This window comes from Paenibacillus sp. J22P169, assembly GCF_059691995.1.
Map to the genome: position 1 here is coordinate 726684 of NZ_JCAUAO010000001.1, position 24817 is coordinate 751500.

At 45.9% G+C, this 24817-nt stretch carries 17 protein-coding genes; 1 reads left to right on the forward strand and 16 read right to left on the reverse strand.

Going from position 1 to position 24817, the window contains the following annotated elements:
• Positions 1 to 6: 6 nt before the first annotated feature.
• The 13 genes from AC58QG_RS03565 to AC58QG_RS03625 all read right to left on the reverse strand — a co-directional run bounded on the left by AC58QG_RS03565 (position 7) and on the right by AC58QG_RS03625 (position 19856).
• On the reverse strand, positions 7 to 1632 hold the full coding sequence (locus AC58QG_RS03565) for a response regulator (RefSeq protein WP_497360727.1): 1626 nt from the start codon (positions 1630 to 1632) through the stop codon (positions 7 to 9).
• Complete coding sequence (locus AC58QG_RS03570; RefSeq protein ID WP_497360728.1) at positions 1610 to 3385, reverse strand: sensor histidine kinase; 1776 nt, start codon at positions 3383 to 3385, stop codon at positions 1610 to 1612. The genes AC58QG_RS03565 and AC58QG_RS03570 overlap by 23 nt, the downstream gene beginning before the upstream one ends.
• A 25-nt stretch (positions 3386 to 3410) precedes the next feature.
• The gene (locus tag AC58QG_RS03575; protein WP_497360729.1) at positions 3411 to 4565 is read right to left on the reverse strand and encodes a cellulase-like family protein; all 1155 of its coding nucleotides are present in this window, start codon (positions 4563 to 4565) and stop codon (positions 3411 to 3413) included.
• A 21-nt stretch (positions 4566 to 4586) separates the two neighbouring features.
• Positions 4587 to 7277 (reverse strand): glycoside hydrolase family 38 N-terminal domain-containing protein, encoded by a 2691-nt coding sequence (locus AC58QG_RS03580; protein WP_497360730.1) that lies wholly within the window; start codon positions 7275 to 7277, stop codon positions 4587 to 4589.
• Between the two features lie 65 nt (positions 7278 to 7342).
• Positions 7343 to 9016, reverse strand: a complete 1674-nt coding sequence (locus AC58QG_RS03585) for a type 2 periplasmic-binding domain-containing protein (RefSeq protein ID WP_497360731.1) — start codon at positions 9014 to 9016, stop codon at positions 7343 to 7345.
• 63 nt (positions 9017 to 9079) lie between these two features.
• Positions 9080 to 9970: a carbohydrate ABC transporter permease gene (locus tag AC58QG_RS03590; protein WP_497360732.1), complete on the reverse strand. Its 891-nt coding sequence runs from the start codon at positions 9968 to 9970 to the stop codon at positions 9080 to 9082.
• Between the two features lie 10 nt (positions 9971 to 9980).
• Positions 9981 to 10937, reverse strand: a complete 957-nt coding sequence (locus AC58QG_RS03595) for an ABC transporter permease (protein ID WP_497360733.1) — start codon at positions 10935 to 10937, stop codon at positions 9981 to 9983.
• Between the two features lie 149 nt (positions 10938 to 11086).
• Entirely contained in the window at positions 11087 to 12211 is a 1125-nt protein-coding gene (locus AC58QG_RS03600) for a glycoside hydrolase family 172 protein (RefSeq protein WP_497360734.1), read from the reverse strand.
• Positions 12208 to 14247 carry a hypothetical protein gene (locus tag AC58QG_RS03605; protein WP_497360735.1) on the reverse strand — a complete coding sequence of 680 codons (2040 nt, stop codon included), beginning with the start codon at positions 14245 to 14247 and terminating at the stop codon, positions 12208 to 12210. Before AC58QG_RS03605 ends, AC58QG_RS03600 begins: the two co-directional genes overlap by 4 nt.
• The gene (locus AC58QG_RS03610) at positions 14244 to 15653 is read right to left on the reverse strand and encodes a sulfatase family protein (RefSeq protein WP_497360736.1); all 1410 of its coding nucleotides are present in this window, start codon (positions 15651 to 15653) and stop codon (positions 14244 to 14246) included. Before AC58QG_RS03610 ends, AC58QG_RS03605 begins: the two co-directional genes overlap by 4 nt.
• Positions 15654 to 15683: 30 nt before the next feature.
• Positions 15684 to 18152, reverse strand: a complete 2469-nt coding sequence (locus AC58QG_RS03615; protein ID WP_497360737.1) for a glycoside hydrolase family 38 N-terminal domain-containing protein — start codon at positions 18150 to 18152, stop codon at positions 15684 to 15686.
• 152 nt (positions 18153 to 18304) lie between these two features.
• Positions 18305 to 19498, reverse strand: a complete 1194-nt coding sequence (locus AC58QG_RS03620) for an MFS transporter (RefSeq protein WP_497360738.1) — start codon at positions 19496 to 19498, stop codon at positions 18305 to 18307.
• A gap of 19 nt (positions 19499 to 19517) precedes the next feature.
• The gene (locus AC58QG_RS03625) at positions 19518 to 19856 is read right to left on the reverse strand and encodes a hypothetical protein (protein WP_497360739.1); all 339 of its coding nucleotides are present in this window, start codon (positions 19854 to 19856) and stop codon (positions 19518 to 19520) included.
• Between the two features lie 195 nt (positions 19857 to 20051).
• Between AC58QG_RS03625 and AC58QG_RS03630 the strand changes: the two genes are divergently transcribed.
• Entirely contained in the window at positions 20052 to 20936 is an 885-nt protein-coding gene (locus AC58QG_RS03630) for an AraC family ligand binding domain-containing protein (RefSeq protein WP_497360740.1), read from the forward strand.
• 72 nt (positions 20937 to 21008) lie between these two features.
• On the opposite strand, the gene AC58QG_RS03635 is transcribed toward AC58QG_RS03630, so the two are convergent.
• From AC58QG_RS03635 to AC58QG_RS03645, 3 genes are all read right to left on the reverse strand, one after another.
• Positions 21009 to 21794 carry an SDR family oxidoreductase gene (locus tag AC58QG_RS03635; protein ID WP_497362770.1) on the reverse strand — a complete coding sequence of 262 codons (786 nt, stop codon included), beginning with the start codon at positions 21792 to 21794 and terminating at the stop codon, positions 21009 to 21011.
• Between the two features lie 208 nt (positions 21795 to 22002).
• A complete protein-coding gene (locus AC58QG_RS03640; RefSeq protein WP_497360741.1) occupies positions 22003 to 23103 on the reverse strand; it encodes a dipeptide epimerase in 1101 nt (366 codons plus the stop codon).
• 122 nt (positions 23104 to 23225) lie between these two features.
• Positions 23226 to 24758, reverse strand: a complete 1533-nt coding sequence (locus AC58QG_RS03645; RefSeq protein WP_497360742.1) for an ABC transporter substrate-binding protein — start codon at positions 24756 to 24758, stop codon at positions 23226 to 23228.
• Between the last annotated feature and the right edge of the window lie 59 nt (positions 24759 to 24817).

Below are 24817 nucleotides of genomic sequence, written 5' to 3' on the forward strand. Positions count from 1 at the left end.
CTTCTATTACAATTTCTGATATTTGAACTCCAGACGCTCTCGGTACTGGGTTGGAGTAATTCCATATTGATTTTTAAACACCTTAATGAAATAACGGTAACTGTGATAACCGATTTCTTCGCCGATTTGAGCTACGGACAATCGGGTCGTTTCAAGCATGCCGAGTGATTTCTCGAGACGGAGACGAACCAGAAAATCAATGAAGCTTTCCCCTTGGGACTTCTTGAAGATCGTGCTGAAATAAGAAGGACTGACACCGACATATTCCGCAATGCTCTGCAGAGAAATATCCCGATGCAAATTCAGCTTCAAGTATTCAATCGCTTGAGCAATTGGATTGCGGCCCACCGCCTCTTGCCCCATCGTCCTTGTGATATCAGTAATTAACTCTTTAACTAATAACTTCATTTCTTCGAATGTTTCAATAGGAGCAAGCATATTGGCATAGCTCGCCATCTTGTCGCTTGGGACAGGAAGAGAACGCAGCTCGCCGAGTTGTTTCAACAATTGGAATAGGAGCTCGCTAACGAGCAGCAAAATCGTTTCTTTCTCTACATTTTTAGCTAGAAGTCCGAACCATTCATCCAAATCGAGAAAAGCGGAATCCATATCGTTCTGCTTTAGACTCGAAATCAGGCGTTTCTCCAGCTCAACCGGAAATGGAACATCTCCCTGTTTCGATACGGCATCTCTATACGTGTAAATCTTGGATATTCCATGGTAGAACTTTGACTCCACAGCTTTCACAGCCTGATCGAAAGAGTCCCGAAGGTGCTCCAAAGTCTCAGCCAGATTGCCCGCTCCCACCGTAACGGTAATTTTAAAAATTTTCATATACTCACGGATCATCTCTTGAAATTGGGTTCCCAAGTCGTTCACGAACGAACCTATGTCTCCCGATTCCGAATCATAATGAAACCAGAACACAAACTTTTTCGGCTCCAGGAAAAAAGCCTCCACACAACCGTGGTTGTTAGCTATTTCTTCCATAATGTTAGAGGCCATCGCTATACAAAGCTTTTGATCTTCCAAGGAGTAAGTCTCGTTATACAGCAGGTAATCATCGATTTCGGCTACCACGATTAAATAAGGCGGCTTAGAAAGCGTAACGCCCAGATAGCTTAAATGGCGTTCAATCGGCTCATACTTCTTCTTACGGGCAAGCCATCCACCCAGCAATTCAGCCTTAGCTCTCCTTGTTTGCTCGTTTTTCAACTGGTTCGCCAGCAGACTTTGACTAGAACTAAACTGCTTCTCATGAAGACGGTTAACGAGCTTAATAAATACGTCTGTGAGTTGCTCTTGAGTAATTGGTTTAAGCAAGTAATCTCTAACCCCCTGCTGAAGGGCCTGCTGAGCATATTCGAATTCCCCGAAGCCGCTTAAAATGACGATTTCCGGTAAGAGTCCGTTCTCTTTTATTTTTTGCAGGAGTTCCATCCCACCCATGAAAGGCATCCGGATATCGGTCATCACTACATCTATCGTACGATCCTCAAGCAGCCGGTTAAGAGCATCTACCCCGTTGTCCACGATTGCGACGAGCTCGATGCCGAGCTCCTCCCACTGGATTTTCCTGGAAAGCCATTTCCGTGTAGAGTATTCGTCTTCAGCTATTAGCAACCGATACATGCTTGATCTCCTCCTGATGCAAAATAGGCAGTCGTATAATCACCGTTGTCCCAATTTCCTCATTCGACTCGATGTTTAGTCCATACCTTTCGCCTACATACAACTTGATCCGGTTTTGTACGTTAGACAGTCCTACACCTTGATATTCCCCAGTACCGTTAAGGATTTCGTCAACGACAGCCGGAGACATTCCAATTCCGTTATCCCTAATGCGAATTTCCACTGCATTGTCTTCTATTTTGCCGTCAATCTGTATGATTCCCTTTGATTTATTTGGCACGAGACCATGAAATATGGCATTTTCCAAAATGGGCTGCAGGATGACCTTAGGCGTATAAACCGGATAAATATCCCGATCAATTCTCCATTCAATCTCATAAGAGTACCCAAATCTGTGCTTAATAATTTCCAAGTAGCAGCGCGCATGATAAATCTCGTCTTCCCATTGAATGAATTCTTTTCCCTGTGAAACCGAAATTCGAAACAAGTCCGCTAGAGAAGTAATCATTTTCACGGCCGTATCCCGTTCATCCAGATCGATCTCGTTCTTAATCGAATCCAATGTATTGTACAGAAAGTGAGAGTTGATCTGATTTTGTAAAAATTTAAGCTCCATTTCACGCTTGTTAAGTTTAACAATATAATTTTCATTGATCAGATTGCCGAGATTTTCAATCATGGAATCAAAGCTCCGATCCAGCACGCTGATTTCATCGGTTCCCGTGTAGACTAATTCAGGTGTATTCAACTCATTGCTGCGGCCGATTCGCAGCACCTTCTTGTGCAGCATTTTCAAACCATTCATGATCTTTTTTGTTATCAAATACGAAACAAGGAAAAAAGCAGCCGTACAAATAAATAGCGTAATAATCAACGTATTGCGGAATTGATCGATTGAGCCAAAAGCAGCTTGCTTAGGCACCAAAGCAATGCTGTACCATTCCAAAGAAGGAATCGGCTTCCACAACACCAGATATTCTTGTTCATCCATCGTATAGGAAGTATTCATAAAGCTCTCATTGGCTTGAACGAGCTCGGTCAAAGCAGGATCGACTCTTGATCCCAGCTTATTTGCATCCGGATGTAGGACAACGGTCCCTTCACGGTTCATAATGAATGAATTTGTGTTCACTTTGCCGAAATCAGATGCGTTATATCCATAATCGTCCGTATTCATAAATAAGGAAGGATCTACTACGATTTGCACATACCCGATTTTATCGAATGTTTTGATGCTGAAAATCGGCTGCAAGAAGGACAAGTAGTGTTTATCTGAAAGCGGATCCGCGATCAATTTCCAGCTCGGCTCGGACACGTTCGTTTCTTCCTGGCTATAAGTATGATTCAAACGGCTCATAGGAAAAATAAATCTCCCATCCGAGGGCACTTGCTCCGACCTGTGAAATAACTGAACGCTATGGATACCAGGTTCACGCAGCGCGTACAAATAACCGATCAAACGATCAATTTCCGTATGCACCATGTAAATATTTTTATCTGCTAACATTTCCGCGGTGCTCTCAAGCAGCTCTTGAATGATAGGAGACAGCACGAATTGAACAGCTAAATTTTCATAAATTTGTTGTTTGTAAAGAATGTTTTTATTTTGTTGTGAAAGCACACTGTCATAAAACTGGCTCAAGTTGCGGGAGGACATTCTCTCGTTGGTGGTGATGAAGTAGGCTGATAAAATCGTCGTGATCAACAGATTCATTAAGAAATAAACGATCATTAATTTGCGATGAATTCTCATGAAGTCTCCTCCTAATGATGCCTGACTATATTGAATTCATTCGCCTTTTTCCTTGCTTTATCCTGCCTGTCATTTCTTTGTGCCAATCCACGTCTTTCCAGTATCCTGTGAAATGGGGGTGACAAAAATTCGAAGTGCAATTGAACGCATATCCGTATGTATTCCCCATTTGGACGCCGATTTCAGCGGTCTCCTTGATCCAATTCCAATCGAGGAACGGATGATCCGCCCAAAAAATCGCCCCCCAACCCTCTGTATTCCCGATCGGCAGTGACCACTGATCCGCAACTCTGCACATCTCGGCAATTTTGCTATCTAGCCATGATATATAATTGGGACGATTCGACTGCCATTTCTCCTGTGTGCGCTGATAAATCGGTCCCCATTCCCGATCTGAATATTGTGCCGTCAAGAATGGATCCGCGTTAGACAAATCCGGGTTATGCACGAACCAGAGATGGATATCCAGCATATCAAAGCCGCTGTAATTCATGTCGATATCCTCAGTCCATACATTTTGAGTTTGGCTGGCGAACCAGTCAGTATCAGGCCAACGTTCCCGTAGGGAGGTGAGTACATGGTGGATGATGGGACGGTAAAATTGTTTTTGCGTGTCATTGGCGGTTCTGCCTTGAATAATAGGTTCCTTCATGGAAGCCATCGTATCTTTGATCCATTTGAACCCGTGAAAATAAGGGTATTCGTTCAGCACATCGATGTACATAACTGGACCTAATGCTCCTTGTTCATCAAGGAAAAGCATCGTTTCGTCCCAGATTCGGATCAGCTCATCAGCTCCCATCAGCACTTCGCTGCGAATCGGATCAGATTCGATCATCCATGTCGAAAGACCTACCCGAATATTCCTTGCTTCGCAAGCCTTTAAGAATAAGACTAACTCTACACGAGGGCAAATATCGACTGTGAAGCTATTGCCCCAGAAGGTGAAGCCGAAGTTTCGCGGATAAATTCGGAAAACCATATCGATATTCCCATTAGAGTCACTAGCGATCATATGTGGGAAGGCATCGATCCTCAAGGCGTTATATCCTCGATCGACAAGCTCATCCAATGCCTGTTCCCAATTCTCGAAACCTCCTCCGCAATATCGGCGTGTCAGCCAGGAGAAATCCCACATCGTTATGGCCAAGGGCTCCTGCAAGGTCGAACATTTCAACATATTGGCATTCGCCTCCAGATGCTATTGACTTCTTTTCTGTGAAAAAACAAGTCGGTAGGTTTCAATTTTCCAAGGTGCCATTTGAAGATCCAAAGTGTGACTGAAAAAGCTGTTGACATCCTCCATGTCTTGTTCGTCCAGATCGACCTTTACGACTCCTGCGAGCTCACGGAAGCAGAAGAGCTTTCCTTCCGCCACTTTATCGGATAAATTGACGAAACGAATGATCAAATCCCCCACTCCACGATCTGGACTTTTTATAATACTGACGCAAATATGATCCGAAACCAGGTTAAAGTAGCTTACCGGAGCTGGAAGTCCAGCCTTATCACCGGATTTCACTGAGAAATAACGCACACCAGCCTGCATCAGATCCTGTAATCGAGTGAGATCCGCAAAAGTCGTATCCGATGATAGTAATCGCAGAGCAAACTGGAAACGTAATGGACCTATCAACTGCCCGCCTTCCTCCCCGTTCGTCATGACAGTTTGCCGGAAGGTGCGGAACATCGTAATCCGGATAGTGCCTTCGGGATCGTCATCCACTGCGCATTCGTGCAGGCCAGAACGTGAAACGAATGCCAATCCAGTTCCACTTTTTGCACGTTTTCCGACGATTCCACCCATTTGCTTCTCTGGTACGTCGCATTCCCGCCAAGTCGCAGTTTCCATCCTGATGCCCGCCTGTCGCTCCACAAAAGCAAAAGGCTGCTTGACGAAATAAGAAGTCTCTTTGATTTGCGTTGGCAGAATTAATCTCAGCCTATGATCCTTAGCGACGTTAATGATTGTAGTCTCAATATCAACTTGCCGAGCGTCCTTTGAGAGTCCGATTCGCGATTCGATTGACAAAATCACGGTATCATCGGATCTCTGGATGCCGTTACGGTCATACACCATCTCGCGTGGCACCCGCATTCGTTTCACGATGCGGAATACAGCACGTACAGGTCCGTTCTCTACTCGCTCCACGATGCATTCACATCCAGCATCACTGATTGTTCGGTCACGAACAGGCCCTGCGTGGTACCAGCCGTCCCCAATTTCACCATCATCGACATATTGCAGCAGTTGGTCATAAACAATTCCGTTAGCTTTATCCATGATGGAAATTGTTCCGTTATCCCGAATTGTGAGCTTCATAAACTCGTTTTCGGCTTCCCTTTCACTACGCGATAGGTAGGACAAGTAACGAGAAGCTTCTTGAAATGGGACTATCGCATACGCAGCCATTCCCATTGCAGGTATATCGACCTCGAAGGAAACGGTATGGCGCGTCACGGTTTCGACATGCTGGTTGTGCCGTCTTACTTTCCAGTTGCGTTTCATATCAACTAATCCGTAAGGACACTCATTTCCTAAGTGATCTACGATTTTGAAGCTATTTTTCAACTCATATCCGAACGGCTCTTGGTAGGTGGTTGGATACTGATGTGGAAAATCCAAATCCATGGTTATCACTTCTTTGCGTGTAAAAGGCAACGGATTGCTGATCAGAATGGTTTGTCTTGATCCATCTTTTGAATCTTGTTGGACTTTGCCACGCCAAAATTCCAATACACGGGATACAGCCTGCTGACCGATCTCCATCGTTTGATCAAACCGATAGCCCATATCTTTATGCACTTGATCGATCGAACAGCCGCAGATCGAATCATGGGGGTGATTCTGCATCAGATGGCTGTAGGCCAGGTCCACGTAGGACCGCTGAATGCGGAGGCCTTCCAGTCGCGAGACGGCAAGCAAAGGCTCCACCCATTTCTCGAGCAGTGCCTGGCATTCATCGTTAGCTTGCTTGAGCGGGTAACGACTGGATAACGTATGTGTAATCAAATGCAAATACGGCGCCTTCATTTTGGCCGGCTCGTATAATTCTCCGGTTCTGGCTGGCATTCGGTCCTTATAGGTCTCCAACAGATCTCGCATTACCGTCAAATCCGCATGATGGATCGCAGCTTCAGGATACAACCGTTTCAGCCGCTCAATAAAATTCGGTGTTTCAGGATGAATCGGTTCATGGTCAAGCCCGTCCATCAACACCACAACTGGCACTGAGCTGCGACCACGTTCAAATTCAATATGAAGCCTCAGCCTCTCGTCCAGCTGTGCTTCAGTCAATTGCCCTTTGGCCGCTGGAATCATAACGTCTGAATAGAACGCTCCATATCCGAAATAATCTGGAAGCTTGAACGTGAGACATTCGCTGCCATCCGGACTACGCCAGCGGAAATGGGCTTCTGTCGTATGTTCGTTTGTTCCGCGTCCCAGCAGAGCATTCCGTATACCAAAGCCGGCGAAAATTTGCGGCATTTGGGCGATATGCCCGAAAATATCACAAATATATCCGTATTTCCATGGTTCCACTCCCCACTCCCTGCACTTCTTATAGCCAGTCGCCAGATTGCGAATCAAGCTTTCCCCGGACAACAGCAGTTCATCAGGCATCACATACCAAGGTCCGATCACTACGCGACCGTCTCGAATCAGCTTGGCCAGTCGATCACGTTGTTCCGGTTCAATTTCCAAATAATCATCCAGCACGATGGTTTGCCCATCCAAATGAAACACTTGAAAAGCCGGATCGCGCTCCAAAACATCGATCATTTGGTTCATCACGTCCACCAACCTCCAACGGAACCCCTGAAAGGTCTGATACCACTCTCTATCCCAATGGGTACCTGAATAGAGGTAGACGTTTAATTGATCGCTCACGGCTTTCCCTCCTTAATGGATTTTAGAAAAAGACCGTCCGGATCGCCGGACGGTCCTTGACTGTATCAATCAGTCTTATATTTGGTAAACGGATCCTTCTTGTCTTCTTCCGTTGCCCATTTCTCTAGCTCTTTAATGCCAGCTTTCTCCAACTCGTTTCGCAGGTTGTTAATCAGCTTCTTGGCCTCTTCTTCTGTTTTTGCATAGTAAGCCTGCTTGGTGACCGGATCGATTTGATCCAACACTGGCTTCAGCTTCTGGTAATCTTTATACTCCGCAATTGCCGGGTTTCTGCCCTGCAGGAGCTCTACGCCATTTTTGCGCATGATCTTCTGAGCGTCCGTTATACGTTTGAACGTTTCGTCATACTGGTACCCGAATGGTCCGCCTGCCAATGAGTACGTGCGGTTCAGACCAGCCATAAATGTATAGATACTTTGATTGCCAAAGCCTTCTTGAAGCAGCGTTCCTGGTGTCGCTTTTTCCTTTTCTACCCATTCTTTCTTTGCTACAGGTTTGCCGTTTACCATATCGTAGTGCACGCCTTCGACTCCGTAGTTGGTTAGCATCCAGCCTGCGTCAGATGCAAGGAACTCAAGCAATCGCAAGGATGCTTCTGGATCCGTATTTTTTTTCGTTAGCGCTACAAGATTGTCGCCTTCTGCTTTAATGGTATGGCGATATGGATCGCCAGCTGCATTATTAAGTGGTCCAAGCGGAACGTAAACCGCATTAGGATTGTCTTTTTCAACAGTTGAAATAATTTTTCGGTTAACTAGATTATACAAGTGTGCAGCAATGACCGCGTAGCGTCCTTGAAGTGCCTTTTCGTCCGCGATCGCCGTCGTTTGTGTATATGCTTCAGGGTCTACTAAGCCTTCGGAAATCAATTTGCGCATGTACAGAATCTGCTTCTCTACTTCCGGCGTCATGAAGCCGTATTGCGCAGTTCCGTTATCCATCTTGAAGCCCAGGAAGTTATAGAACATCTTGTTGGTTAAGAACAACGCCCATCCGTTCGCAGCGGATCCAAGCGGTATAATTGTTTTGCCTTTTTCCTGAATGTTAGCGTCTTTAATTTTCTTGAGGAAGTTGTAAAGCTCTTCAGGCGAGTGCACGCTTTGCGGGTCCACTCCAACCTTCTGTGCAATATCTTTTCTCACATATAAGCCGTGTAGCCAATCCTTAATATCCTCAGGCTTTGCCGGATAACGGTTGTACATGAAGTATTGCTTGTTATTCGCAAAGCTATGATAGGAATTAAATATATCTTTAGGCATTAAGTCATTGCTAACGTTCTTCGTCAGGGTTGGATACTTGCCAAGCTGATTGGAAATTTCGACAATTTGACCCTGCTCTGCGGCTTTTTTCATAATATTGAGCTCGTCGCCCCATGCTGGTCCAACATAGATGTCTGGAAGATCGCCTGTAGCGAACATCGTGTTCAACTTCTCAATGGTAGAAACCTTGGTTACTTCGATTTTTAAAGTAACACCTGTTTTCTCTTTGATCACTTTAGCCACTGGATTGTTGACTTGATCCTTCGAAAGAAACGCATCCCCACCTGGCCAATTCGCCATCACGGTCAAAGTAACGTCTTTCGGCTTGTCAGAAGCTTTCGGCGTATTTCCCGTACTTGGTTCAGGAGTAGCAACTTCATTGCTGCATGCAGACAACATTGTAGCGAACAAACCGAAAATCAGAAGAAATATCGTGCTTTTCTTTGCCCCTTTGCTCACCTTTCTTCCCTCCTTGTTGGTATCAGCTAAATATATGATAATATCCTCTGGTAGAAAGGATCATTATCCTTTGATCGAACCAATCATAGCCCCTTTTACAAAATATTTCTGCAGGAACGGATACACACACATGATAGGTAATACGGCAATGACAAGTGTAGTCATACGCAAGGCCTCAGGCGTCGTCGTCATCGCATCTGCGAATTGCGCTGAAGCGGAACTGTTAGTCCCTGCCGCCGCTTCCGCTAGAGCCTGTGATTGTGTTAGCAGCTGCTGAAGCAGCGTTTGAACCGGAATCAATTTTTCATTATTTACGTAGAATGTACCGGTAAACCAATCATTCCAGTGTCCTACCCCGACAAACAAAGCGATCGTAGCCATAACCGGTCCGGACAGAGGAAGGATAATCCGGAAGTAAATACCGACTTCATTACAGCCGTCGATCCTCGCTGACTCAATCAATCCTTCGGGTAGCTGGTCAAAGAAGGTTCTCAGAATGATGATATGGAAGAAGCTGTACAAGGAAGGAATGATGTAAACCCAGAAGGTATTGATGAGTCCGAGTTCACGGAACAGAATGAAATGTGGGATGAATCCAGAATGGAATAGAACTGGCAAAAAGATCAACATGACGAAAATTTTTCTTCCCGGCATGGAATGCTTGGTCAATGCGTAAGCGAACAAAGCATTTAAAAACACATGCAAGAACGTGCCGATCACGGTTCGGGCTATCGTAATATAATAGGCCTGTAAGATCTTTACATCTTTCATAACGGTAAAATAATTGTCTAGCGTGAATTTCCTGGGCCACAGATAAATTCCGCCTCTCATGGAGTCTGTCCCTTCATTTAACGAGTACACAATGACATAAATGAAAGGATAGAGCGTTGTTACAGAAAGAATGATAAGAAAGGCATAGATTAGAGTATCGCCCAAAGTCCATTTATTTCTCATATAATCCTCCTTACCAGACGGATACTCCGTTTACTCGTTTGCTTATTCGGTTTGTTATGATAACTAGAATAAGACCGATAACACTTTGGAACAGCCCCGCCGCAGTAGCGTAGCCAAATCTGCCTTGCTTCAATCCTGACTGGATGACATGGGTATCAAGAATCGTTCCAATTGAAGCAACGGCCGGATTGCCAAGCAAGTAAAGTTGCTCATAACCGGCATACATGAGCCCGCCTACATCGAGAATAAACAGTGTAACCGCAACCGTCTTTAATCCTGGCAAAGTGATGTGAATCATTTGCTGTAATCGGCTTGCGCCGTCAATTCTGGCTGCTTCATACATTTGAGGGTCGATTCCCGCGATAGCGGCCAAATAGATGATGGAACCGAAGCCAATTCCCTTCCATACGGATGATAGAATGATCATCGGATAGAAGTAGCTTTTTTCCCCCATAAAAAAGATTTTCTCAAATCCTAACGAGGCAAGCAGTTCGTTGACTGGACCTCCATCTGGCGTAAAAATCCGAATCATGAGCGTTGCCACAACTACCCATGAAATGAAGTGAGGCAAGTAGGAAATCGTTTGTACGCTTCTTTTAAAAATAGCGTGGCGAACCTCGTTCAGCAAGATCGCGAGAAATATCGGTGCCGGAAATCCTATCAAAAGCTTCAATCCGCTGATCACGATCGTGTTGCGAATAATTTCCTTGAATTGATAGAATACAAAAAATTCATGAAAGTACCTGAATCCAGCCCATGGGCTGCCGAACATGCCAAGATCGAAATGATAATCTTTAAAGGCCAATGTAAGCCCATACATCGGAACGTATGCGAATATTAGAAACCAGACAACGCCAGGCAGCATAAACATATAGAATACTTTGTGCTTCCAGATCTCTTTTAACAACTTTCCTTTATTCAGGGACAACCCTCTTGTCTGTTGCAATGTCCTTATTTTCTGCAGCATGTTACTTCTCCCTTCTCTCTAAGTTGAATCCGCTTGCATTACTAACTTTATTGTATAGGCGGGTCGTCTTATCTAACAGTTACATTATTTATCGATCAGGTGACACTTTCTTATTGTTTGACCGATTACAGATAGTCGATGTCTACCCCTTAATCTTTCTTCTCGTTCCCCCAAAGAACCGGGCTCCCACCCATAAATTCTCTCCAAGCGTGCCTCCAACGGTGAACATCCCTGGTTGTAACCTCTGGCATGTTCTGCCGTAATATTTTTCCTGGAATAGCCGGGAAAATACGATGCGGCTCTGTCTGGTACCAATAGGAAACGGTGCACAAATCAAGCGTCAGGTTGTTATCATGCCCGTGCTCGATGCTTGCTTTAAGCGATTTTTCGAAGAAAATGGGGTCCTCGAGAAAAAAACGGTAGCAGTGCGTTCTTCCCATCCATCCAAGCTTATCCGGAATACGCGCATAGCCAAAATAGGGATGCTGATAAAGCTCGTTCGGACACCATGAGCTGTTGAAAAAGTCCTCAGTTCCTGTTCCATGCAGTGACCCAGGCCAATCTTCCCCGTCAATGATCCACATATCGTCCCCTTCGCCGTACCACATCGGACCTGGATTATCGACATAATAATGGATACCCACGAAATGCCCTTTGCCGGCAATATCTGCAAAAACATAATTGTTTTTATCGGACTGGTTGCTTCCTTGCGGTGCAATAAGGCCCCATTCCGTCTCCCCCTCGGAAGGATGAACCTCGGTCAATTCCCGATTCCACCAAGCATGAAAACGACCTTCTTCAGCAGGTATAGACTCATGCCGCTCATAATCGATGTAGTAATAAAAGCTTGAAAAAGCGGCATCGGATTGATTTTCGATCGTAATCCTCGCGCCATCTTGAAAAGGCATCGGGAAATAGCAGTTTAGAGCTTTCCCCTGCTTGGGTGCCGCAGCAAACGGAAGCGACAACAGGGAATACTCTTCCCCCCAGCCTTGTCCGAAAAAATCCCCAAGAGGTGCTTCCACGCTTGGATGCTCCTCTCCATCCCAATACATGCGGATGATGCTGTTTCGCCGCATTAACGGGTCAATGCTTCGAAACGTTATCCATATATGCTTAATGATGCCTGCTCCCGAAATATCTGCGATAACGGCGGTTTCTCCTGGTTCAATTTGAATACAGTCTCGGTTGCCTCCGGTTTTGTCATAGCTAGAAATACGTTTCGTTTGAATTCCGTCTTGCAGTCTGGATATTCCGCTTAGGATTCCTTTCATGCTTGATTCCCCTTTCCAGATTTCTTTTGTCCGAAATGCAGTTCCCCAAGTGCAGCTGCAGCTGCCCCATTACCCCAGTCGAAAATCGTGAACTCTCCGATTCCATCAACCGCCGTACGATCATGATGGTTAAAGTTCTCCATGTGAAAGCCGTAGTCCAATTCGTTGAAATGAGGGTGTACATTCTCGTACATTCGCTTCACGATCGGATTCTCTGGACAATACATCATATAGAAGGACGCCTTCATCGCCCAAAGACCTCTTGCTTCGTAAGACGGATTGCCTGTGAGCCTGAAGTAGTCCAAATAAGTGAGGGCAAATAAGCTTTGTCGGGCATCGTTCCATTCATCGTCACAGTTCATAACCCCGAAGCCGCCAATCGTTGGTACTGGGAAGTATGGAGGCTGCCAAATTTGCTGGTACAACGACAATTCAGCCAATACCTGTTCCCCTAGCTCCAAATAATGACGATTGGACGTGACAAGGAAGAGCTCTTTAAAGCCTTCTGCCGTCCAATACATGCCGAAAGTGCACTGATTGTACAGTCCGCTCCTAGAGTCTAACTCGCCATATTGCTTGCCGTCCCACTGCTTGGAACAGGACCAGTAGGTTTCGAAATCTTCCCATCTTCCCTGTGGAAGTATGTGATTACTTATGAACTTTGCCGTATTCTCAGCAGCTTGAATAGCATTAACATCTGGACGTATTTGATGCCACAAGCATAATAGCTGCATGTGGATCGAGCTTTCCGGACTTTCCTGCAAATAAGGCGATGCATACGAAGTGTCCGGATCGATCCAGGCGGGGAAACTGCCATTCTCGTTCTGTAAAGTCATAAGCCGATTGATATAAGCTTCAACATAATCTAGAATCCGCAAGTCTTGCTTCAAATCTCGGTACCATTTTAATAACCAAATACAAGTCCATGAAGAGTCGAGCAAATGAATGAAATTCTCGTGCCCTTGCGGCCTTCTCGGAGGAGACATGATCCATTGCCCACTATCCCAGCGTTGATCTTCTCCAGCCCGGTAATAACCGGGAAACAGCCCGCCTGATTGGGGAGCCTGCAAGGCGAATTCCAAGGACAGCAGCGCTTTGTCTATCCAATCCTGCCTACCTTTGCTTTGTCCCCATAAGTAATAGCCGTAGGAGCTTCGCAGGCTGCAGAACCATGCCTGATTCCATAAGCTTTTGGGTTCACGCCAAATGTGTTCCTGGCCGAGGCCCGGCTTTTGTTTGGCTTTTACGATGAAAACAACGCCGCCAACCTCGTTTCCGTTGAGGGTGAATTGCTGCCAGCAAACATCCTTCCAGCGGTCGAATGCCCACGCATAAGTGTGCATGGCATAAGGCTCTAAATCAGGCAAGGACGGCATGCCGTTATCCAGCATGTTCCCCTTTCCGAATAGCTCCCATAGAGCTTGCTCAATAGGCCGCAAATCTCTTGAGGTGTTAGGGGACTTCGCCCATTCCGCCAAGTAGAAGCGCAGCGTAAGACAGGTGTTGTCCTCTGCAAACGTATGGGGGGTCGGAGTCATGTCGTAGTAGACATGACCTTTCTCTATATAATCCGAGCACCCGTAAAGGAGATAATGACCATCTAATACATAGTCCATAATATTCGGGATCTTTCGATTCTTTGCGAGGTGATCTAGATCTGGAAGCAAGGCGGCAATTCTATTTTCATTCTCCACGACAATGGCAGGGGAACGAAATACCTTGTCTCCGATTGTCATTCCCTCAGTCGGACATAAATGCGGCTTCCAAATACATGACATCGTACCGTCTACAGGAAACTCAGCTTGGATGGCAGCGATTTGCATCGATGCGCCAGGTGTGACATGGATTTCCACAGCGGACATATGTAGTGCACCCGCAATGAGCTGCTCATCGGAGAAAGCTATTCGGTATACCGCTCCATCCGATGTTGTTCCGTAATTGGCATCCGGTTCTGAAGACGACAGTGCGATTCGCTCCCAATGGCCATCCATATAAGCGTTTACCCTCAATTGATCGCTAATCCAATTCGGCCTCATGTTACGCTCCTCCCTGCATGCCCCTCTTGAAACTCTTCCATCAGCCTGTGTAAATTGCTCTCCAGCTCCTTCAAATCCGGTTGGCCAGATAAGTTGACCAATTCCATAGGGTCACTGTCCATATTGTGCAATTGAGCAATTTGTTGCTTGTTGTACCATATATATTTCCATTCGCGCAAACGGACCATGACAGAAGAAAGCCCGGCGTGCGTTTCGCAATAGACGGGACGTTCAGCAGCTTCCTCAGGGTGCTTCAGCAGATCGACTAGCGACCTTCCTTCTACCGAAGGTGGCACTTCAATACCGGCCGCTTCCAGAAATGTCGGAGCCAAATCTGCGAGGCTTACTGGCATTCGAAACGTCTGGTTCCCTTCCCAATGCCCCTTCCACATGGACACCATTGGAACACGTGCCAAATCGTCCAGTGGAACTGGAGGGTCCTTAAGCAACCTTCCGCGATGTCCTAGAAATTCTCCATGGTCGGAAGTAAACACAATTAGCGTGTTGTCGAAATCGACATGGTTCAAAATTTGTTCGATATAATCGTCAATATGAGTGATCGAGCCATAGTAATACGACGTAATTTTTTGAAGCAAGCTTTCGTCCAGCCCCTGCAAATTATAAACTCCGTTGGATGAGCGAATGTTGAAGAACGGATGTGTGTGTTCCGGCAGCGACTCCCAGCCCTTCGACGGATCTGGAACGTTCAAGGAAGCCTGAGGGTACATCTTATCGTATGGTACAGGCGGATTGAACGGATGATGAGGCCTTAGGAAGGAAACCCACATAAAATAAGGCTTCTCGCTCTCTTCTTGCAAATAACGGACTGCTTCATCCCCGATCCAAGACGTACTGTGGAGCGGTTCTGGCAGTTGGAACGGTACCGCCTGCAGGTTCTGTCTGTATTCTTCTGAGGCATTTACGAATCGACTTGGGAACTGCCATTCCTCTTGGATATCCTTCAACCCCTTCTCTGCCAGCTCCCGATGATAGTCATCGTCAACGAAGCAACCAGGCTGGTGCGGGTCGTGTTCAGCAAGTCGCATGACATCAAACCCGTGATCTGCGTACATTGGGAAGAAATGCATCTTGCCAATTGCAGCTGTTCGGTAGCCAGCATCACGCAGCTCACGGACAAATGTCCACTCCCCTTCTTCTAACCCGTTCCGTCCCGCAGTCGCAAAGTTCACCTTATGCGTCCTTCCATACAGTCCGGAAAGAATGCTTGAACGAGCTGGACCGCATACGGGGAACGTCGTATAGGCCGCTTCGAATTTCACGCCATTTTCGGCTAATCGATCTAGACAAGGTGTCCTTACCTTGGTTCGGTCGTCGTAACCGATTGCGTCGTATCGCTGCTGATCGGTAGTAATGAACAAAATGTTGGGCCTTTGATTCAATGACATGGGTTTCCCTCCAGTGCTGGCATATGTTTGCTAATTTCCGATCCGGAAGCTGAGCGGACTGATATTCATACTGTGGCATCGCTGGATCCAGAATTCTGGCGATTCGCCAGTCTTGCTGGCTTCACCCCAACTCACAAAATATCTGAATTCATAAAAGCCGCCGATCGAAGCTTTAAAATTCGTTTCCCAATAGTTATTGAGAACCCAAGAATATAACTGTGCCCTGTCTTGTTCAAGCTCTGGATGCCCTTGCAGCAACCGAGGTCTATTCTCAAGCGGTCCTAGCTGGATAATCGGTGTATCCGGCGTCGCTATGCACAAGCCATGTTCGTCCCCTACAAATGCCAGTCCTTCTTGAATGCAATAAAAGTCGGTTCCTGTTCCTGGCAATTGATCTTTGCGCGGTCGCAGAACGGAGCCTGTTTTCTCAATCCAAAGCTCCGAGGATTTGGAGTCTCCGCTTCGGAAGGGCAGCGCGATGTACAGGTTCTCAGGCTCCCACACGCTGTCCTTATGGAGTCTAACGGCTACATCTACTCGTGGCGAATCCGCATAGGTGGTGAGCAGCATAGAGTAATGGCTGGCTCCTGGCACTTCATACAGCAGTTCCACGGTTCCGAACAATGGCCCGATTGCCGTACGTTTGGCCCGAACGAGACGTCCTGTAGTTCGAATCGCATTGTTGCCCTTACGGTTGCGGCCCATACGGAATCGGACGCCCGTCATGTCATTGGCATGATCGGCTGGGGTTATCTCATAAACCGGCGTAAACGGATTATGCTCCCGATCGTTGCGCAGTAATGATATGTCAGCTTGGACATTGGTCCATTCTGTTATCCCTAATCCGATCTCCCAGGATATACGAACAAAGGGAGTTTCCAAGCCGGTTTCAGTAATATTAAGTTTCGGCTTCACATGAATGCTTGGCATCGGGTTCAAATCCGACACGCCGTCAGCACCATGAAGCACGATGTTGTTCGTTGTAGTCGTCGGGTGTTCGGGTGAAGGTTGGATCGAATACATCTTTTCTTCTCCAGCCTTTAAGCTTACTTGCACGCATACGTTTTTTCCGCGGGCTACTGAATGTACCTGATGAGCTACTACGCTTCCGCTCCCTTCGGATTCCTCCGTGACCTTTAGCCCTTGCTTCAGCTTGGGGAATTCCCAATAATCGATCGGCAGCTGTACGAGATCTTCACATGCCCACGGATGCGGATTCACCACCTTAAAACGCATCGGCCTAGCCAGCTCAGGGGATATTTCCCCTTTGGCAGCTAATACTCGATCCAAAGCAATGCCAGACAATCGTCCGGCTTCAGCAGCATAAGCGTCCTTACGGAAATTAAGAGCTTGTACCAGCGGGTTCCAAGGCTCGTAAACGGATGAAGAATATCCCCAGGTGTGTTCAGCATACATCATGACATTGTATTCGGCTTGGGCCACAGTGCCTTCTCCAGCTACGGCCGACTGCGGGTCCAACTGCCGTACTGCGCGCAATGTACGCTGTGCCTGCCTCATGACCTGAGTGTGCGCTGCCGTGGAAGACACTCCGTCCGCCCACCAGTCCGGCCAATCCCCTTTATGGGTAGGAATGTCGTTTCCGTATTGGCGCAGCAGATCAAAAAACGATTGAAGCGTGCAAATTTGCATCTCCACCTGAGTCTCGTTTCGGCTGTTCCATTCCCTTACGAAATCTACGATTTGACCGTTAGGTGGAGCATTGTCAGTAATCAAGCCAGACACCATGACCGGAACGAAATCCCAAGCGTAGCCTTCGGCATCTAAATTGTTTAGGTACCGAGAAATGCGGGTTTCCGCAATATGCCAATGGTTTTCCGGCTCAGGTGGCGGCGCAAGCTCGTCTCGGATGTTGTAGGAATGGACGGCTAGTGGAGCCACACCTAGATCATTGCCCAGCATATAGTGATCTCCGCTCCATACCAGTACTCGGTCGCCATTCTTTGTTTCCCACCAAAAAGGTGTTTGCTTTCGGAAAAGTGGAAACATCCCGTGATGGGTATGCACGCAGGAAAATAGGTTCTCCATGCCTGCATCGGCCAGACACTGGGCGAACCCCCAGCTATATCCGTTGATATCTGCCGTCATGGCACTCTTCACTTCCACATCCAGAGAGCGTCCATAATCGCTCGCTTTCTTAAGCATGCGGGTTAAAATAGCGTCGTCAATCAATTCCGTCATGTTCAAATATGACCCGGACAGCTCGATGCTGCCTCCCCGTACCGAATTCTCGAAACGGCTGATCCACTCCGGCGATGCTTTTTCTAGGAATCGTTCCACTGCCCAAAATGTTTCACAAGTCCAACGAAATTGGGATCTATCTTCTTTTCCCTCGGTCTCTGCTTTTTCCGCCAGCACGATCGCTTGTTTAATAAAATCCACGTGATAGCGCTCAATCTTCTCCTGACGGTCGGTATACCCGATGTCTGTATGGGAATGGTGAATCAAGAGCAACGTGCGTTTGTTCTGAACATTCAGCATCTAGTTCTCTCCTCATGAAAAAATGTGCTTATAGTTAGGGCTAATACCCTAACTATAAGCACATCATCCGTAAAACTATAGTTATAAAATTTTATGATTGCGTGTCATTTATTTGCACTGACCTACAACTTGAGCTTGATGATGAGGCACACCTATTGGCCGGCGCCTTCAATTTCCATTAATTCCTCATCGTTTGACCTGTAGTAATACCAAAACAACGCCACTGCAGCAATGCAGACGAAGGAGCTGACCACAAACCCTGAACGGATGCCGAACCAGCCGGCGTACAGTCCGCCTAACAGCGAACCCAATGTACGACTGATGGCGTTCATCGTCAAAGAATTCATCATTTGGCCGCTAGCTTTCAACTCTTTGGGCACATGTGTGCTCACGTACTCGGCGAGACATAAGTAAAACAGCATGAACGTCCCGCCGTGCAACACCCACGTTGCCAAATAGACGGCCGGGCTTAGGGAGCCGCTGAACAGTAACCACCGAACGGCTAGGATAATTCCGGAGCAGAGCAAAATTTTAAAGATCCCGAACCTTCGGTAAAGTGGTTGAAAAAACAGCATGAACGGAAACTGACTGACTGAACCTATACTGACCCCAAGGCCGATCAGCGCCGTGCTTAGTCCCTGCTCCTTACTGTAGACAGCTTGAAACGTCGTAAAAAATCCCAGTGTACAGTTTACCACCAGCGTGTACAAGTAGATTAGTACAAGCTTTCTGCTGGTAAACAGTTGTTTCAATTCCACTTTCGCCTTGGTCTGATGTCCTTCCACCTTAGGGATGCTCCAAGCGAGCAGGAAGGCGACGAATACGAGCCCCGAGAACAACGGGAACATATAATGCAGGTTACGGTCCAGCAACCAGCCAGCGATAACTGCCATCAGGGCATAACCGACAGATCCTGCTGTACGGATGCGTGAGAAGTTAAATCCCAACTTGCGGGAAATTTCCAGCGTAATCGTATCGCCGAGCGGGTTGATCACGCATTGAACGGCGCCGAACACAATTGTGCACACTAATAGTAGCCAGAATCGATTACCTGCTGCCGGCAGCGCCCAGACGAGAATAGAAGTCAGCAGCAAGGCCATAAGGAGCAGATGGTTTTTCGATGCAGCTCTATCTGCTGCCAATCCCCAACGTGGCTGAGCGATCATCGCGGTAATCGCTCCCGCGGTCGAGAGCAGACCAATCTGGAAATGATCAAGCTGGATGTCGTTGTAATAGATCGGAATATAGTTACTGAAGGCACCTAGCGCCATAAATATCAGCGAGTAATAGACGGACATGTACACGTACGTTGATTTTACTGCCATCGGATGTTTCGCCTTCCTCATGTTTTAGTAGGTAATGTCTTTACACGGAATTAGCTGTTCTTTTATAGTAACATCTTACATATTCAAACGCGTGCCACGCAGCTGCTTCATATATCATTTTATTTGGTAATTCTTTTTCCTGAATCACTAGATTCATATGTTTATCCAGTGTGTCCCTAATACCGCTAATAATTTCACGGATGGAATCTAAGTAGGTGAAATAGTCCTTTAACAACTCTTGCGCTTGTTCACTACCCTCATGAATAACTAACATCGCCTCGTCTTCTGTTATTTGATAGCATTCTTTCAGAACATATTTGATGCCATCCAATAACTCGGTGTATTCGTCCTCTTGTAGAGTCGCTAAAACGAAAGTCATGCTATGCCCACCTCCGAATGTCTGTAATCCTTATTTCTGTAAGCAATATTGTCACCAATAATGACTACAACGTATAATTAGATGGTATCGACACTACTATCATAGCTTATTTTTTGGTCAGAAAAGTTATATTCATCACTCACAAAATATCACTCAATTGATATTTTTAAAAAGATGGTTGGATGGTGATAAACGTTGAAAAACATAAATCAAATGGATGAACGTGCACAAGTATTTCATGTTCTAAACAACCGAGGGATACGAATTAAATATAGAGATGTTTCCTTAGAGTGTCCCCCCATTACTTACCATTATCATAAAGGGATTGAGGTCTTATTTGTCCATCAAGGAAAAGGAACCCTGACACTAAATCGCAAGATTTACAATTTAGAGGCAGGATGCGTCGTGATTTTACAACCCTTCCAGCTACACCGTATCCAATTTGATGCCAATCCTCAAAATCCATATGTACGAACAGTTTTAACCTTTGAACCCTCCATTGTTGCACCATATCTAAAAAACTTTACTGTGCTGTCTCGTTTTTTTGAGCAGGTATGGAAGGGTCAAATGTCCAATCAGGTGTTCCGTGAGGAACGCGAATCGATTTACTTGTTAGGCGTTCTTGAACGATTCAATGACTTGGTTTCAGTTTGGAACGAAAAGGATGAAGACCACGAGACTGCGTCCATGCTGATTCTCAACATTTTAGACTATCTGATCTCACTACGTATTGGAGGATTTGGAGGAGTCGCACGTCCGGATAGCCATGCTGAAAAAATAATGAATTGGGTCGAAGAGCATTATACGGAACCTTTTGACTTAATTGAATTAGGGAAGGAACTCCATCTATCTAAGAACCATGTCTCTCGGTTATTTCGGAGCGAAACAGGGGGAAGCATCACCGAATATGTGATCGCGCGAAGAATAAGACAAGCTTGCTGGTTGTTAAAAACAGAATCAAAATCGATAGAACAGATCGGTTCTTTGGTTGGCATACCTAATTTTCCTTACTTTTGTAAGATTTTTAAACAGATAACGGGATTTACTCCCATTCAGTATCGTAAAAGCCAGTTAAATTAATTAAATAAGCGTTCACTCTATTGAGTGAACGCCTATTTAATTTCAAAACATATTTGTCAACCAATAAAACAGTTATAGTAGCGATTCAGCGCCGTCAATGAACAGTTCCGTGCCAGTGATATGGTTAGAAACTTCTGAGGCAAGGAAAGCTACCAGATTGGCTACTTGCTCAGGCTGTCCAGGCGCGTGTTCCAATGGCTGGTTACCTTGTGGGTACTTGATTGGAATTTTAATTTTCTCAAGCTCCGGCGTCGGCTGCGTATTTTCTCCAATATTGGTCTTAATTGACCCCGGGCAGATGGCGTTGACGCGTATTTTGTACTGGGCCAATTCTAACGCGGCCATTTTTGCAAATGCAACTTGCCCTGCCTTTGATGTGCTATAGGCTGTCATCCCGAACCCCGAGAAGGAGCGACTTCCGTTAATGGAACTCGTGATGACTATACTGCCGCCAATTTCTTTCATATGAGGAATCGCATGTTTAACGCAAAGGAACGTCCCTTTTAAATTGACAAAAAGCGTACGATCCCAGTCCTCTGGCTTCATGTCTTCGATTGGGGCCAAAACCCCATTGATGCCGGCATTGGCAAAGACAAAATCTAGCCGTCCCCAGGTCTTTACCGTTTGCTCGAACGCCTGTTCAACGCGGTTCGGATCGGAGATTTCGACGTCTACCGTTATAACCTGGCCGCCTGCTAATTCTATTTCTTGTTTCGTCTGCTCGAGCCGGTCGTCCTTCAAATCCACAAGGCATACTTTCATTCCTTGCTGCGCCAATAACACGGCGGCAGCCCGACCAATACCGGATCCTGCTCCGGTAACCAATGCCACCTTGTCCTTTAAATCCGGCAATACCATCAAAGATTTCTGTAATGTTTGCACGCTTGTGGGGGTTCACTCCTAACCTGTATTGGTTGTGCTTGAAAGCAATCCTTCTTGGTTTACCCATTCAGTGCGAAAAACATGTAAAAATATCAAATTATTTCCTTTTTCCCCGATTGCAACAGGATTTCCTGCATGTAATGTAAGTTCATTTAAGCGGTAAAAAAGCCTGATTCCTCAGGCATCATGAACCCACTACACTTTGGCTGTGGACCACATCTATAATACCAAGTCCAGCAGTTTTGGAGAAGGTCATTACTCTCCCGTTATACTCCACACCACCAACCACTATATCTTGAAGCATCATTAACGGAGCATCGAAATCGCAGCGGGTGATATTCTTTTTACTAGCAGCAAGATGAGCTGCAGCAGTTACAGCCACTCGGGATTCGATCATGCTGCCCACCATGCACTCGACACCGAATTCTTCTGCGATATGATTAATGATTTGCGCTTTGTAAATACCGCCGGATTTCATCAATTTAATATTAATTAGGTCCGCTGCACGGAGTTTCAGCACTTCAAAGGCCTGTGCAGGAGTAAAAACACTCTCATCTGCCATAATCAGAGTTTCCACATGATCTGTGACCAATTTCAATCCTTCGATGTCGCCTGCTTTCACTGGCTGCTCAACCAGCTCAATATCAATGCCTAAGTCCTCCATACGGCGGATGGTGCTGATAGCATCTTTCACTTGCCACCCCTGATTCGCATCTAAGCGAATTTTTACACTGTTGCCAACGCAGCTGCGGATTTCCTTGATTCTTTCGATATCCTCATGGATGTTATCTTTACCCACTTTAATTTTCAGTACATTGAAGCCATCCCGCACATAACGAATCGCGTCTTCTCCCATTTCCTTAGGCGAATTGACACTCACCGTGAAGTCCGTTTCTATCTGATCTTTATAACCTCCAAGGAACTGGTACAAGGGCAACCCACAGTACTGCGCGACCAGATCGTATACAGCCATATCCACTGCTGCTTTAGCACTGCTATTGCCCATCATAGATTGTTGAATTTCCTGCAGAATGCGTTCGTAGGCCAGCAGGTTTTTGCCAATCAATAAGGGGGTGAATGTATTTACGATAGCCGATTCAATACTATCCATGCTGTCACCTGTTATGACAATGGTCGCCGGTGCCTCTCCCCAACCTACTCTGCCGTCGTTGGTCTTGATTCGAACAATAATAGACTCCGTTTTATACACGATTCGCAGTGCTGTTTTAAACGGCTTCTTTAGCGGAGTCGACTGCCTCATGATTTCAACACTTTGAATGTTCATGTTTGTTGCCTCCTGAAAGTTTTGTGCAGCTACGCAATCGAAGCAGGCATATGTATGCTAGTTAGTTTGAAGGCCATCCTTTGACAGATGGCCTTTATTTTATAGAAAATCGATGTATGAGTTTATTTCAATGTTGCTTTATAAGCATCAAATTGCTTTTGCATCTCAGCGATAACCTTATCCGATCCTGCAGCTTTTAATTTTGCGATCGCCTTCGGCAAGAACTCATCTGGATCAACAGAACCAGTAAAGAGTGGCGCTTTGATCTCAGCGGATATGTTCGTAATTGCAGCGATCTCATTCTGAACCGGAGTTGGATCGAAGGTAAATCCTACAAGAGGAGATACGATTGCAGAGTCATTGAACTTCTTGAATTGATCCCATTTGTCTATCGGATCGGCTTCGGTCAAGTAAGTCAAGAAACCGTTTCCGAACATATACCATCCTGGTTTCCAGCCTTCACTATATGCCGGAAGCAATTTGATAACATTTGTGGAACCAGCCATTTTCTCATAATGCGTGCCTTCAATCCCATAAACAAACAAGTTGTGCAGGAACACATCCCCGTGCAGTAAATTAATAAACATCATAGCTCTCTCCGGGTCCTGTGAAGTCGTCGGGATCGTGAGCATCGATCCTTCAATGGAAGATGTGTTAACGACAGGTTTTTCAATTGGCGCATACGATACATTAAGTCCTGTATTATTCGACCAGATCACATCAGCCGCTGGGATCCCGAGCATAAGACCAGCTAACCATTTCCCAGCCTTGTCTTCACCCGCTGGGCGTTTATACGTTGCGATATCCGGGCGAATGTAACCTGCCTTGTAAAATTCACGCGATTGGGCAAGCGCCTTCTTAGCTTCAGGCGTTTCCCACATATTAACGATCTTGCCATTCGTCGCCATCGGCTCATACACCATACCAAATGGGACAGCATCATTAAGCACATAATCAAAAGGGATATACCATGAGAATCGCCCATTCGGTTCCAGCGCGTACATCGTTGGATCTTTCTCTTTCATTTGCTTAAGGGCAGTACCCAATCCCCCAATCGAATTAACCGATGACACATCGATGCCATCTTTTTTAGCTAGATCTGTATTAATACGCCAGCCAAATTGAGAAGCGATTTCCTTTGGATTCTGAATCGCATAGTTCTTCCCATTTATCTTAGTCAATTCAAGGAACTTGTTGTACATCGACTTCTGAGCATCCGGCCCATATTTACTTAGCAGATCATTAACAGGAGTTAGTGCTCCCTTGGAGGCCAGAGAAGAATAATAGCCATTATCCGTAAAGAGTACGTCAATTTTCTGACCGGATGCCAGCAAAACCGGAATCTTCTTGCTTACATCTCCGTATGGGACGAAGTTAATCTTTACCGTTGCGTTAATCTTTGACTGAAGATATTTGTTGACTTCTTTCTCAACAAGCTCTGTATCTCTCGGTTGATTACCTCCAAAATAAAGCTGCAATTCATAAGGCTTTAATGTGCTTGGATCTGCTGTTTTTGCAGCTGTCGTCGCAGCCGAGCCTTCTGCAGCCGGACTTGGGGCTGCTTCTTTGTCAGAGCCGCAAGCGCTTAGAATTGTTGTTACTATCAACAATGGAGCTAAGATTCGGCCAATATGTTTCTGTTTGCTAATAATCATGAAATAACCTCCTTTTTTAGTGTGAATCCTTTAAAGCCGGGCTGCTTGTTGCTACCGGT

Coding starts and splice junctions, on each gene's coding strand:
- AC58QG_RS03565 (WP_497360727.1), bottom strand. CDS start 1,632: ATGTATCGGTTGCTAATAGCTGAAGACGAATACTCTACACGGAAATGG.
- AC58QG_RS03595 (WP_497360733.1), bottom strand. CDS start 10,937: ATGCTGCAGAAAATAAGGACATTGCAACAGACAAGAGGGTTGTCCCTG.
- AC58QG_RS03590 (WP_497360732.1), bottom strand. CDS start 9,970: ATGAGAAATAAATGGACTTTGGGCGATACTCTAATCTATGCCTTTCTT.
- AC58QG_RS03615 (WP_497360737.1), bottom strand. CDS start 18,152: ATGCTGAATGTTCAGAACAAACGCACGTTGCTCTTGATTCACCATTCC.
- AC58QG_RS03645 (WP_497360742.1), bottom strand. CDS start 24,758: ATGATTATTAGCAAACAGAAACATATTGGCCGAATCTTAGCTCCATTG.
- AC58QG_RS03625 (WP_497360739.1), bottom strand. CDS start 19,856: ATGACTTTCGTTTTAGCGACTCTACAAGAGGACGAATACACCGAGTTA.
- AC58QG_RS03600 (WP_497360734.1), bottom strand. CDS start 12,211: ATGAAAGGAATCCTAAGCGGAATATCCAGACTGCAAGACGGAATTCAA.
- AC58QG_RS03570 (WP_497360728.1), bottom strand. CDS start 3,385: ATGAGAATTCATCGCAAATTAATGATCGTTTATTTCTTAATGAATCTG.
- AC58QG_RS03635 (WP_497362770.1), bottom strand. CDS start 21,794: ATGGTATTGCCGGATTTAAAGGACAAGGTGGCATTGGTTACCGGAGCA.
- AC58QG_RS03575 (WP_497360729.1), bottom strand. CDS start 4,565: ATGTTGAAATGTTCGACCTTGCAGGAGCCCTTGGCCATAACGATGTGG.
- AC58QG_RS03640 (WP_497360741.1), bottom strand. CDS start 23,103: ATGAACATTCAAAGTGTTGAAATCATGAGGCAGTCGACTCCGCTAAAG.
- AC58QG_RS03620 (WP_497360738.1), bottom strand. CDS start 19,498: ATGAGGAAGGCGAAACATCCGATGGCAGTAAAATCAACGTACGTGTAC.
- AC58QG_RS03605 (WP_497360735.1), bottom strand. CDS start 14,247: ATGAGGCCGAATTGGATTAGCGATCAATTGAGGGTAAACGCTTATATG.
- AC58QG_RS03610 (WP_497360736.1), bottom strand. CDS start 15,653: ATGTCATTGAATCAAAGGCCCAACATTTTGTTCATTACTACCGATCAG.